Raw genomic sequence first — 13,203 nt, forward strand, 5'->3', positions numbered from 1 at the left:
TCCAGCGCCTTTACGTTCAAAGATTTATAGGCACTGGATGACCAGCCCTTCGGCTGTTGAAAGGCGCTTCCAGCATTCGCTGGGATGACGATCAAAATCAGAGCATCCTTAGGGCGGAGCAGGTTCATCGGGTTACGATGGCCACTCCTATGACATGGGCGGAGCCAGCGTATGTCGCCTGGGGTGCATCCCGCAGTGGCGTGGCCGGGTTTGTTGCTACCGCGTGCATTTTTCGAGCGGCCGGCAACGGCGGTAGCACCGTTGCTGCTGCACAAGATCCTCGCCCGGGCCGATGGGCGCGCAGGGCGCATTGTGGAGGTGGAGGCTTATGCCGGCGCCACCGACCCAGCAGCGCACTCGTTTCGCGGCCAAACGCCGAGAAACGCGGTGATGTTCGGGCCGGCGGGTCACATGTATGTCTACTTTACCTACGGCATGCACTGGTGCTGCAACTGCGTGTGCGGGCCAGAAGGCCACGGTGTGCTTATTCGCGCGTTGGAGCCTTTGCACGGGGTGGATTTGATGCGCCGCGCTCGCCCCGGCGGCACGCCCGATCGCGACCTTTGCCGCGGGCCAGCGCGCCTCACGCAGGCGCTCGGCATTACCGGCGCACAGAACGGCATTGATCTGGTGCGGGCGCAGCAGGGCTTCGCGGTGGTGGACGATGGCATGCCCGCGCCGAGCGCACCGCTGCGCAGCCCGCGCATTGGCATTCGCGTAGCGACGGATATGCCATGGCGATGGAGCGTGCCCGGCAGTCGCTTTGTGTCGGGGCCATCGCGCGCTTGATGCGGTTGAGCGTGGGCAACGATGCCGGCGGTGTTAGGGAAACTCTGATTTTAATCGTCATCCCAGCGAATGCTGGAAGCGCCTTTCAACAGCCGAAGGGCTGGTCACCCAGTGCCTGTCATTCTCTGAATGGAAAAGCACGGGATGACCAGCCCTTCGGCTGTTAGAAAGCACCTCCTGCTCTCGCCCCCTTTTTGAGTTCCGCAGGAATGACGGACAAGAAGTCGATTAATCAGGCCTTCCTTAGTAACGCATGCGTGATGTCGCATAGGGTATGCGCGCGCGGTGTTTGCATGCTGCCAAATAAAAGAGCAGGCACCTTTCGGCACCTGCTCCTGTTATTACCGCGATAACCCGTGCGCGATCAGAACGTGTAACGCAGCGTCACCATGGCGGACCAACGCGACACCACGCGACTGGGGTCGTAGAAGCCGCCGTCGTAGGTGGTGAGCTGTTGCGGTTGGTAGTTGCCGTTTTTGTCGGTAGGCAGCGAGTACACGTACTGGCCTTGGGCGTTGACGCCCGCGTAGCTTGCCAGGGTACGGGTGGGGTAGATGCCGGTGTTGCGCACATCGCCCCAGTGCTTATCGAGCAGGTTGAGGAAGTTGAAGATATCCAGGCGCACCACGCCCTTGTTGCCGGCGAAAATGCCGGGCACTTCCTGCGAGAAGCTCACGTCCAACTGGTTCACCCACGGGGTGGTGGCGCCGTTGCGCGTGGCGATCTGGCCGCGGTGATCCTTGAGGTAGCTGTCGTTGGCCAGGTAGTTCTGGAACTGCTGAATCACCTGGGCGCTGGTGCCCTTGGCGTAGGTGACCTTGGGGTCGTTCACCGAGGGGATGTACACCGGGTCCCAGCCGGCGATGGTGTCGCCGTTGGCGTCGTTGGCAAACACCCAGGTGTACGGTGTGCCGGTGTGGCCGTTGTAGAACAGCGACACCTGTGTGAAGTAATTGCCGAAGAACGCGTGCTGCCAGTTGAGCGAGGCCTTGAGACTCTTGGCCACGTTGTAGTTGGACACCGCCGACACATCGCTGTTGGGGTTAAGGCGCGCGATGCGCGAGTAACCGTTGAAGGCAATGGTGTCGGTGCCGGGGTCCACGTCGGTGGCGTGGCTGAGCGTGGCACTCACGGTGCCCGAGAACTCATCGCCAAACGGCTTGCTGAGCGCCAGGGTGAACGTATCGGACTTACCCTTGTGGGTGTTGGTGAGGTACGTGGAGGCGTTGCTGAAGGCGCGGTTCTGGTTAGCGAGCGCGTCGGCGGTTTTGGGTGCTTCGCCCGGCGTTTTCCAGAACTGGTCGCGGCCGTCCGGCAGGGTGCCGGTGGGTGCGCCAAAGTTCAGTGCTTCATAGAGAATGCCGTCGCGCACCTTGATGTGCTGGTACTCGGCAGAGGCCATCAAGCCCCACCACGGCAGTTCGCGGTCGAGTGCCAGCGAGGCCTTCCACACGGTGGGCATCTTGAAGTTGGGGTCGATGGTGTCGATCGAGCCCGCGCCACCGCCGGCCGGAATGTTTTGGTTGAGCGGGTCGGGGCTGAACGGCGCCGAGGAGGGCGCGTACGAGGTGTAGTTGAGCAGCGTAACGCCGTTGTTCTGGTAGGGGTTGGTCAACCACACGATGGGCGGCGTGGTTTGGAACAGGCCAAGGCCACCACGCAGTTGGGTGCGGTAGCTGCTGTCGAACATGTAGTTGAACGACAGGCGCGGCTCTACCACGCGGTTGCCGGGGCCAATGGCAAAGTTGTTGGGAAACCCAAACGCCTTTTCAAAGGCGGCGTTGTACTCGGGCTTTACGTTGGCATCGGGTATATCCACGCGCACGCCGTATTGCACCGAGAGTTGGTCGGTGACCTGCCAGGTATCCTGCAAGAACGGGCTGTACTGGCTATACGTCCAGCGGCCTGCAATGTCGCCCAGCGTGTAGCCCGGGGCGGGGTGGTAGAGGATGTACGAGTTGTAGTTGCCGCTCTGGAAATTGTTGATGCCCCAGAAGTTGTACTGACCAAACTGGGTTTGGCCGAACAGGTTGTTGATCTTGTTGCTCTGGTAGTCGATACCGCCCTTGATGGCGTGGTCGCCTGCGATATAGGTGCCAGCGAGGAACAGGCTGAGCTTTTTGGTATCGATGTGGTTGTAGTGGCGGTAGCGCTCTTCGCCCAGGTTCACCGACGGGCCCTTGCCGTCGGGCGACAGGTTCACGTTAACGGCAGGCTGCTGGTACGGCGCCGTGGTGTCCTGCACGAACTTTTGGTAGCCCACCTTGGTTTCGGTGGAGAAGTTGTCGGTCCAGTCGTCGAACAGGTGCAGCACGTAGTTGTCGGTGGTAATGGCCTTGGTATAGGTGTAGCTGGTAAGGCCAACGCTGTTGGCGCTGTTGCCGCCCACGGCGGGCAGTTCTTCTTCGGTGCGCTGGTAGGTAAAGCTGGCGCGGTGTTCGTTGGTGATGTTCCAGTCGATCTTGCCGAGGTAGCGCTTGTCGTCGTACGCCAGGCCGGTGGCACCGCCGAACGTGCCCGGCTTAAGGCCAAGTTTGGTGGCGGCGTCGATGATCTTTTGCAGGTCGCCCGGCGACACTTTGTTGCTGGTGGAGGCGCCGTTGCCCAGCGAGTAGTCCAGGCCGTTGGCGGAGTCGGCGCCAATGCCGTTGGTGCGCTCGTGCTCGGCGGACACGAAGAAGAACAGCTTGTCCTTGACGATGGGGCCGCCCACGTTGAAGCCGCCCGTCCAATCGGTTTTGTAGCCGTTGTACGAGTAGCCCGGGTTGCTGCTGGGCAACCAACCGGCATCGCCCACGAGTTTGCTGGCGTTGCGGTAGGAGTAGTACACCGAGCCGTGGTACTGGTTGGTGCCCGACTTGGTGACCGCGTTAACGTCCGCACCCACCGTGTCGGAGGTGGTGTCGAAGTTGGCCGTGGAGATGTTGTAGCTGGCAATGGCCTCCGGCGAAATGGGCGACTTTTGGTAGGGCAGGCCGTTGGCGTTGAGGCCAAACGGGTCGCCCTGGCTTACGCCGTCAACCGCGATGTTGTTGTAGCGGTTGTTCATGCCGTTGGCGGAGATGGAGCCAACGCCCTGATCGATGACGGTGATGCGCGGGTCTACACGCGCAATGTCGTCGATGGAGCGGTTGCCTTGCGGGGTGGCTTCCAACTGCTTTTGCGAGAGGTTGGTGGACAAGCCTTTGTTGTCCGAGGAGAAGGTCTGCGCCAGCGCCGACGCGTTCACCGTTACCGCGCCGAGCGTGCTGGCGGCTTGTGCCGTAGCGCCCAGGCTGAGGTTGATGGTGGAGGGCTGACCAAGCTGCAGGTAGATATCGTGCTGTTCGCCGGTGGCCATGCCGTCCTTGCGGGCCGTCAGCTCGAACGGGCCGCCCACGCGCAGACCTTGCGCGGCGTAGCGACCATCGCTGTCGGTGGTTACTTGCTTGGTGGTGCCCGAGGGCTGGTGAACGATGGTGACGGTGGCATCGGCCACCGGGCGACCCGACGCATCCACCACGCGTCCGCTGACGCCGGAAGTGGTGATGTTCTGCGCGGCCAAGGGCGCGGCGACCAGCAGCGACGCAATGGCAAAGGGCAACGCCCTGAGGCGATTAGGGTTAGTCATCGAATGTCCTTGTTTCGTGGGGTTCCTGGCCCCTGCCCCGGAGAGCCCGCGCCAATGCGCCGCGAGTCCATCCATGGCTAGCGAGCCCCTCATGATCGGCGGCCGGGGCAAGACCCACCCGGTCGCGCAAATCAACCTTCAACACTACGCCTGCCGAATGACAACCTTACGTTGTCTCACTAACGCCAGACTGACGACCCGTTCACCGCAGCCGTGCGCCGTGCGCGCTGGCCGAGTCGTTGCGTGGGCGCGAGTGCGTCTATGGCGCAAGGTTGGGCCACTCAAAAAGTGCTATAGAAAAGGCTGCCCAGAGCGGCTACAGATAGTCGTGCCACCCACACGGTTGCGGTTGCATGGTGCAGCTTGCGGGCGCATGGCGAGATGCAGCCACAGGCGTGCGACTTATCGACATATGACTTACCCATCGGCCATCGGCGGTGTGCTGGCGCAGGTACCAGGGGTTGTCGCGGCCCTGGCCATTGGCTTGCTGATTGGCGTGGAACGAGAGCGCAGCAAAGGTCAGGGGCCCGATCGCGCGCCGGCGGGCATACGCACGTTTTCCATTGTGGGGTTGGTGGGCGCGCTGGCGGCGCTCATTGGGCCCGCGGGTATCTATGTATCCGGCGCATTTCTGTCGCTGGCCATGGCGGTGAGTTATCGGCGCACGCGGCAACGCGACCCCGGGCTGACCACCGAGATCGCGATGTTGCTGACGTTTCTGTTGGGGGTGTTTGCACACACCTCACCGGCGATGGCGGGCGCGATCGGCGTGGTCGTCGCGATACTGCTGGCAAGCAAGCACAAGCTTCACCATATTTCCCGCCGCTGGCTCACCGCAGCGGAATTGCAGGATCTCCTTATTTTGCTGGCCGCCGCGTTCGTGGTGTTGCCCTTGCTGCCCGATGTGCCGGTGGACCCGTGGGAGGCAATCAATCCACGCCGACTGTGGCTGCTGGTGGTGGCGATGATGTCTATCTCCACGCTTGGCTATCTCGCGCTTCGCATACTCGGTACGCGGTTTGGGCTGGCTATTGCCGGCGTGGCAGGCGGGTTTGTTTCGAGCACGGCGACGGTGCTGGCCATGGCCGAGCGCGCCAGAGCCGATAAGGCGCACGCCGCGCCTGCCGCCAGCGCGGCGATCATGTCGAACGTGGGCACGGTGGTTCAGTTCGCCGTGGTGGTGGGTGCGCTCTCAGCGACGTTGCTGGAAAAGATTGCGCTCGCGTTGCTGGCGGCCGGGGTGGCGTCGGTGGTGACCGGGGTGTCGGCGAGCTGGCAATCGTTCCTCAAGCCAGTGGGTGACGGTTTGGTTCTGGAAAAGCACCCGTTCAACCCGTTGGCGGTGCTCAAGCTGGTCGCGTTGCTGGCGGCGGTTATGTTTGTTCTTGCCATCTTGCGTGCACAGCTAGGTAACGCCAGCTTGCCGTGGATGACGGCGTTGTCCGCCCTGGCGGACGTGCACGCTGCGGCTGCTGCCGTGGCTCAGGCGGTGGCATCGGGGCAGGTGGATGTGCCGCATGCGGTGCCTTGTGTCGTCATTGCCATGGCGACCAATGGGGTGTGGAAATGCTTGATTGCGTTTTGGCGAAGCCGCCGCGCGTATGCGCTGCGCGTTGGTGTGTCGCTGACGATCGTCAATGCGATATTCGCGGTAACGGCCCTGGCGGGCGTATGAGGGGTCGTAAGTCGACCACAAAAAAGCCCGGCACATGGCCGGGCTTTTTCTTGCGCAAGGCAGGAGGCTTAGACAGCCTGAACCTGTTCCGCCTGCAGGCCCTTCTGGCCCTTGGTCACGGTGAAGGTCACCTTCTGACCTTCGACCAGGCTCTTGAAGCCCGAGGACTGGATAGCGCGGAAGTGCACGAAAACGTCATCGCCACCCTGGTCACGGCTGATAAAGCCGAAGCCCTTGGCATCGTTGAACCACTTCACAACACCGGTTTCTACTTGAGACATGTTAATTCCCTTGGAACGAATTAAGCCGCATTGGCGGCGAATAAGCTGGTCGCAAGGAGGAAGCGGGTACAACGGTGTAGTGGAACTGCTATCTACAGCATCGGGCCACAATTCACGGTGACCCTTGAAACTCAGCCCGCCCACGATAGAGCGGCTTGGCCCAAAGGGCAACTGAATTCGGTGTCTGCTGTTCAGAAATTGCCCACTCGGTACCGATTTTTGGCCCGTGGGGCGGGGCCAAAGTCGGGGTGCATGGGTCGCCAGCCTAGGCCCAGCCTCAAACCGTAAGAAAATGCGCCATGACTGGGTGACCGATGAGGGCGGGTGTGTTCAAGGGCCTGGGCGCGCGCTCACGAGGGGTGAGCACGTGCCAAACCGGGTTCAAGGGTGGCAAGCCGGCCTTGCCATGGCGTGCGCGGGTTGGTCGGAGGTGTCGCCTAACCCGGTGCTGGCCAGGTGCCGCGGGGCTGTTCCGCGTGATGCACGGGCAAGCAAACGCTACCGCTAGGGTTGGCGTTGCCGCAGTCGCTTGAGTTCGTCGGTGAGCCAATCGGCGGAGTTTTGCTCGCGGCCGTTGCAGTTCACCCGATAAGGTTCGCCGCTAAGGCTGCTTTGCGACCCGGCACGGGAAATGAATTCTTCGGCTGTGTGCACTTGGTCGCGGCGTTGCAGGTAGTTGAGTTTGTCTTCCAGGTGCTTCTTGGCAAGCACGGCGTCATAGCTCTTGCCGTTGCGGATGAAGGTGCATGGACTATGGGCGACGAAATCCAGCAGGGCCTGAATTTCACGTTGGCTTGTTGCAGCGGGTACATCATCGCCCTTTGCAAGCGCACTCAGGGGCATCAGGAGCACAACGAGAGAAACGAGCCATCGGTGGAGATGCACAAGGTAGCCTCGTAGCAAGGTGGGGTCCGCATTCGTCCGTGATTCGCAAACGATACCAAGGCGAATCCATCGCAGCGTAGCCACGCGTGTTGTATGGGGCTTAAACCTATGGTGTGTTTCACTGCTCTGGGTGAGGTCGGGGTTGCCGGGCGGTCAGGCAGGAGCGGGGCGGTTGTGTTACATCAGTAGGCGGTTGCCTACGCAGTAGTCGGGCTAGCTGGTTCAACCCAACGGGGTGGAAACATGCGCACACGTGGCTGGCTGGTGCTCTTTTCGTTGGCTCTTTTGCAAGCCTGTTCGCCGTTGCCGCCGAGTGCGGATAAGGTCGTGACGCATCAATTGCCGCCCGCCAAGGATACGCCGGCGGCCAAGTACGCCAGCGCCGAGGTGACTGCGCATGGGCTGCAGTCGGGTTTTCGCTTGCTAACGCTTAGCTCCAACGCGTTGCTCAGTCGCGTGGCGCTGGCCGATCACGCCAAGCATTCCATCGACCTGCAGTACTACATTTTTGCCAATGACATGACCGGGCATTTGCTGATGCAGCACTTGCTGGCGGCGGCGGATCGCGGTGTGCGCGTGCGCATGCTGATCGACGACAATAATTTTGACGACAAGAATCACCTCTTCGAGGCATTGAACCTGCACCCGAACATCGAGGTGCGTTTGTTCAACCCGCTGGATACGCGCAATCCTTCGCTGGTGTCGCGCGCCACGCAGTTCATGCTGGAGTGGCGTCGCCTGAATCGGCGCATGCACAACAAGTCGTTCATTGTGGATAACCAAGTGGCGGTGATCGGCGGGCGCAATATCGGCGACCCGTATTTCGATGCGGGCAGCGATACGCACTTCCGCGACTTGGATGTGGTGGCGATTGGCCCGGTGGTGCCGCAGGCTTCCGATGCATTCGACGCCTATTGGAACTGCAGCGCGGCTTATCCACTTAACACGCTCGCGAAGACGGAGATGTCCGGCGAGCGCCTGGTTGAGGCACGAGCAACGCTCAAGAAGGAGGCGCGCACCTTCGCGCAATCGGACTATGCGCAGGCCGCGCTGGATGAGCTGCCCAATGGCCCCACCGCTGACAAGCGCGGTGTGTGGTTTTGGGGTGAGGCGCGGCTGGTGGCCGATCAACCGGAGAAGATCGAAGTGTCCGGCGATGTTCCGGCGCTGCGCATCGGGCCCGACATCAAGACCATGCTCGATGGCGCGCAGCACGAGATCGTGGCGACCACGCCGTACTTTATCCCAGGTGAGGAAGGCACCCAGCACCTGGTGTCACTGGCGCAAGGCGGGCTGTCCATCAAGATACTCACCAACTCACTGGCATCGACCGATGAGCCGGCTGCGCACGCCGGCTACGTGCATTACCGCAAGGCGTTGGTTGCGGGTGGCGTGCAGTTGTACGAGCTCAAGCCGTCAACGGGCCAACATCAGGAGTCGACGGCACTGGGTAAATCCTCCGGTATCAGCTTGCATGCCAAGACCATCGTGGTGGACGGGCGCGAGGTGTTCATCGGCTCACTCAATATGGATCAGCGATCCAAACTGCTGAATACCGAGATGGGCGTGATTGTGGATTCGCCTGGTCTTGCGCAGGCCATCAATGCCTTTTTTGCCACGGCCACGGCGCCGACCAACGCGTACAAGGTGATGCTGGATCCGGCGACCAAGCAACTGGTGTGGCAGGCGGAGAATGGCGATAAGCCGGTGACGTACCACAGCGAACCCGACGCGACGGTAAAACGACGCACCGAGGTATCGCTTCTGCGTCTGCTGCCTATCGACGGGTTGCTTTGACGGAGGGGCTTACTTCGCGTCGCGCGAAGGTTTGGACAAGGCATTGCGGATGGCCGCTTCGGTAAGGGGCTCCATGGCGTTGTAGCCCTTGCGCATGGGGTGCACGCCATCCTCTGAGAAATCGGCCTGCATGGCGCCGTCGGGCGTGGTGAGGGCGCTGTGGTAATCCACATAGGTAAAGCCGTTGCGCTCGGCGTAGCTCTTGATCCAGGCGTTGAGCGTGTCGATGGTGTTGCCGATGTGCAGGCCAGGCCGCCAGGGAAAACGCGCGGCCGGCGGCACCGAGCCGAGAATGACGCGAATGTGATGCGCCCGTGCCAACTCCGCCATGCTGGCGATGTTGCCCTCCACCTGGGCAAGGGTGCTGGGGCCCGTGTTGCCGGCCACATCGTTGGTGCCGGCGAGAATGTGCACCGCTTGAGGGTGCAGGTCGATCACGTCTTGGCGAAAGCGCAGCAGCATCTGCGCGGTGGTTTGCCCGCTGATACCCCGATCCACCTTGCCCTCACCGAAGAATTCGGGGTGCTGTTGGCCCCATAACTCGGTGATGGAGTCGCCCATGAACACCACGCGAGGCGCCGTGCCGTGGGTGCGCAAGGCGTCGTTTTCTGCCCGGTAATGGCAGAGCTGGCCGAAGTCATGGGCAAACAGGTAGGCCTGCCATTGGGGCCAGGGCATCTGGTCTGGTGCTTTCTGGCTGGCGCAGGGGTTCGCCACGATGCCGGTGGGTTCGTCCTGTGCCTGAGCAGGGCTGGCGGCCAGGGCGGCGGTGAGCAGCAGGCAGGCGAGGGAAAGCAACCGTTGAGCGTTCATCCAGATTCCTTGGTGCGCCTGGCGGCCGTTGCACGGACACCGATGGGGAAAGGGGCCTACTTAAGCATGTGGCGTCCCGCCTGGGCCAGCGCGGGTGCGCCCTCCCGGCTTGCTGGAAGGAAACTTGCATGGCCAGGGCGGGGCGTGGCCTTCGTAGTCCTGTCGTCCTTGGGAGGGTTGCCTCGGGGGGATAGGCCTAGAGTAGGGCTAGGGTCTCGGAGGGCAGTTTTGTAAGCTTTAGGTAGGGGATCGCGGCAAGGGGGCGAACCATGCGCGGAGCCCGGGGGCTCTTTGGGTTGCTGTTGAGCGCGGTGTTGTCGGTTCCGGCTTGGGGCACGACAACGCCGGCTTCGCTGCGCCCGCTGGATTTGGTCGGACTGGGCGCCCCCTCATTCACCAATTTCAGTGCCCGCGATGGCTTGCCCTATTCGGTGGTGGTGGATGTGCGCACCGACCGCGACGGTTTTGTGTGGGCGGCCTCGCCGGATGGCGTCTATCGCTACGATGGCCGGCGGTGGAGCGCCAGCGACGATCCGGCTATGGCACATGCGGCCGATTGCCTGTGGGTCGATAGCGACGGTGTGCTGTGGGCCGGCTTCCGCAATAACGGCCTGGCGCGCTACGACGGCACCCATTGGCATGTGGAGGACCAGCGCACCGGCCTGCCTTCCAGCCAGATCCGCCGCTTTCATGAAACCACCGACGCTCATGGCGCCCATACCTTGTGGGCGCTTACCTGGGACAAGGGCCTGATGGTGTATCGCCGTGGCCGCTGGCAGGCGGACCCGGACAACGCCAGTCTGCCGCACAGCGCTGTCCTGTCCATGGCGCAGACCCGCACCCTGGGTGGACGGGTACGCCAATGGTTGGGTTTGGGCACGGCGGGCCTGTGGTATCGCGACGAGGGCGTGTCGGGCTGGAAGCAGTGGCAGGCACCGGGCCTGGTAGGTGCGCAGGTGGAGTATCTGCTCAGCACCGAGTACCAGGGGCGCGAGGAGCTGTGGCTGTCGGTGTTCGGCAGTGGCTTGTGGCGGCTCTCCAGCGACGGCATGCGGCGCTGGTCGCGTGAAGAGAACACCCTGCCTACGGATGAAATCTACAACCTTGCGGTGACACCGCTGGCCGGTGGCGATCGGGTGATCTGGTTGTCGTCACGCTCGGGCCTGTTGCGCGTGCACCACGACGAGGTGCAGGCCTTCGATCGGCGCTATGGGCTGGCGTCCAACGTGGTGCGTGGCCTTACCGTGTGGCGTAGCCCCAGCGGCAACGATGTGATCTGGATGGCGACCGAGGCCGGTGTGTCGCGCACGGTGCTGGGCGTGAGCCCATGGTCCACCATCACGCTGATGGGCGAGAGCTCCACCGGAGTATTCGGCTTGTTGCTGGAGCCCGATGGTCGAGGTGGCGAACGCCTGTGGGTGGGCGCCAAGGGCGATGGTCTTGCACTGTACGAGCAAGGGCGCTGGCGCAACTACACCTCGGCGGACGGCGTGCTGCCCGATCCCAGCGTGAGCGTGATTGCGTCCGCGCGCAGCACGGACGATCACCTGGCGCGGTGGGTTGGGTTGCGCGGTGGCGATCTGCTGTTGATGCAGGACGACAGTCACTTCGAGGTGCAGAACGGTCCATGGCCCAAGGTAAGCAGCCAGTCGTTGACTGACGTGTTGGAGCGCACGTACGACGGGCAGGAAGAGCTATGGGTGGCCGCGCGACAGGGTGGCGTGTATCGGCGGCGCGAGGGCGCGTGGACCGCGTTCAATCCGCCGGGCGTGACGGGTATGTGGAGCGCCACTAAGTTGGTGGAACAGGTCGATGCCACAGGCCGTTCCTGGCTATGGGCCACGACCAACCAAGGTTTGGCGCGCTTTGATGGTTCGACATGGACCTTCTTTGGGCACAGCGCGGGCTTGCCCGATGCCATGTTGCTCGGGCTTAGCCTGATCCCGGATGCGCAAGGGCATGCGGTGTTGTGGATTGGCAGCGTGAGTGGCGGCGTGCAGCGCATGGACGTGAGCGATCCCATGCATCCACGCTTGTTGCCTAACAACTTGCCGGCACCACCGGACCTTACGGTGTACAGCGCGCTTGGTGATTCGCATGGGCGCGTGTACATCTGCACCAACAATGGGGTGCAACAGCTCACGCCGTCGCCTAACGGCTACCTCTCGCGCACCTTCAGTCGCCGTGACGGCATGGTGCACGACGAGTGCAACACCAATGCGCAAATGATCGACGCCCACGATCGGTACTGGGTTGGCACCCTGGGCGGACTTACCGTCTACGACCCGCAGCGCGAAACACGCGACACGCAGGCCAAGCCGCTGCGCGTCACCGGCGTACATGTGGACGGCCAGCTCGTGGACCCCGGCATAAACGGCCTGGAGGTGGCGGCGGGTACGAAGACCATCGATATCCAGTTCGCATTGCTCTCCTGGTACCAGGAGAGCGAGTCGCGTTTCCGCACGCGCCTGATCGGCCTTGAAGACGCGCCGGGCAACTGGACCACGCAGGATTCGCGCACCTACAGCAGCCTGTCTCCTGGTTCGTATCGGTTGCGTATCGAGGCCCTCGATCAGTGGGGCAATGCGAGTGCGCCGGTGGAGCTCCCCATTACGGTGTTGGCGCACTGGTGGCAGCGGCCGTGGTCCACCGGCGTAGGTACGCTGATCATTGTGTTGATGGCCTACCTGGCGACGCAGTGGCGAACCCGTGCCCTGCAATCGCATCGCCGTACGCTGGAACACAGCGTGGCCGAGCGCACCGCCGCCCTGGATGCAGCCAATGCGCGCCTGTTGGAACTCTCTTATTGCGATGAGCTGACCGGCCTGGCCAATCGGCGCCGCTTGCTGGAGCGCTTGGAGCAGTTGCCGGAAGACGCGGCCGACACCGCGCAACACGCTTTGCTATTGATCGATGTGGATCATTTCAAACGGTACAACGACCGCTTTGGTCATTTGGCCGGCGATGAAGCATTGCGCCGGGTTGCGGCGGCCATGCGGCAATGCCTGCCTGGGGATGCGTTGCTGGCGCGTTACGGCGGTGAGGAGTTTGCCTGCCTGTTACCGGATGCCTCGCTGTCGCGTGCGGCTACCTTGGGCGAGCTGCTACGCGCCCGCGTGGCGGAAATGCCGCCGGTTGTCGGGGAGGGCGGATTGGGTGCCACGATCACCATCAGCGTAGGCGTGGCGTGCGGCCCCATTCTCACCACGGCGGATGCCGATCGGCTCCTACGCGATGCCGATATCGCGCTTTACCAAGCCAAGCGCGAGGGGCGCAACCGCGTGCAGGTATGGCAGGCCGCGTTCCCGCGGCCTGCGGCAACGCCTTATCCGGACGACGCCGAGGTTTAAGCG

At 62.7% G+C, this 13,203-nt stretch carries 8 protein-coding genes; 4 read left to right on the plus strand and 4 right to left on the minus strand.

From position 1 onward, the window contains the following. The first annotated feature begins 171 nt into the window (after positions 1 to 171). Positions 172 to 789, plus strand: a complete 618-nt coding sequence (locus tag AC3G2C_RS03525) for a DNA-3-methyladenine glycosylase (RefSeq protein WP_488383235.1) — start codon at positions 172 to 174, stop codon at positions 787 to 789. A 364-nt stretch (positions 790 to 1,153) separates the two neighbouring features. On the opposite strand, the gene AC3G2C_RS03530 is transcribed toward AC3G2C_RS03525, so the two are convergent. Then, complete coding sequence (locus tag AC3G2C_RS03530; protein ID WP_488383236.1) at positions 1,154 to 4,399, minus strand: TonB-dependent receptor; 3,246 nt, start codon at positions 4,397 to 4,399, stop codon at positions 1,154 to 1,156. A gap of 412 nt (positions 4,400 to 4,811) precedes the next feature. Between AC3G2C_RS03530 and AC3G2C_RS03535 the strand changes: the two genes are divergently transcribed. Continuing rightward, the gene (locus AC3G2C_RS03535) at positions 4,812 to 6,074 is read left to right on the plus strand and encodes an MgtC/SapB family protein (RefSeq protein WP_488383237.1); all 1,263 of its coding nucleotides are present in this window, start codon (positions 4,812 to 4,814) and stop codon (positions 6,072 to 6,074) included. Between the two features lie 68 nt (positions 6,075 to 6,142). Here AC3G2C_RS03535 and AC3G2C_RS03540 read toward each other — a convergent pair whose 3' ends face one another. Together AC3G2C_RS03540 and AC3G2C_RS03545 are read right to left on the minus strand one after the other, a co-directional pair. Next, positions 6,143 to 6,355, minus strand: a complete 213-nt coding sequence (locus AC3G2C_RS03540; RefSeq protein WP_488383238.1) for a cold-shock protein — start codon at positions 6,353 to 6,355, stop codon at positions 6,143 to 6,145. A 504-nt stretch (positions 6,356 to 6,859) separates the two neighbouring features. Further along, positions 6,860 to 7,198 (minus strand): DUF5329 family protein, encoded by a 339-nt coding sequence (locus AC3G2C_RS03545; protein ID WP_488383756.1) that lies wholly within the window; start codon positions 7,196 to 7,198, stop codon positions 6,860 to 6,862. 369 nt (positions 7,199 to 7,567) lie between these two features. Between AC3G2C_RS03545 and AC3G2C_RS03550 the strand changes: the two genes are divergently transcribed. Further along, a complete protein-coding gene (locus AC3G2C_RS03550; protein WP_488383239.1) occupies positions 7,568 to 9,037 on the plus strand; it encodes a phospholipase D family protein in 1,470 nt (489 codons plus the stop codon). Between the two features lie 9 nt (positions 9,038 to 9,046). On the opposite strand, the gene AC3G2C_RS03555 is transcribed toward AC3G2C_RS03550, so the two are convergent. Continuing rightward, complete coding sequence (locus tag AC3G2C_RS03555; protein ID WP_488383240.1) at positions 9,047 to 9,850, minus strand: SGNH/GDSL hydrolase family protein; 804 nt, start codon at positions 9,848 to 9,850, stop codon at positions 9,047 to 9,049. Between the two features lie 269 nt (positions 9,851 to 10,119). On the opposite strand from AC3G2C_RS03555, the gene AC3G2C_RS03560 reads away from it, so the two are divergent. After that, on the plus strand, positions 10,120 to 13,200 hold the full coding sequence (locus AC3G2C_RS03560; RefSeq protein ID WP_488383241.1) for a ligand-binding sensor domain-containing diguanylate cyclase: 3,081 nt from the start codon (positions 10,120 to 10,122) through the stop codon (positions 13,198 to 13,200). Positions 13,201 to 13,203: the final 3 nt, after the last annotated feature.

Source organism: Frateuria sp. sgz306004, assembly GCF_057750885.1.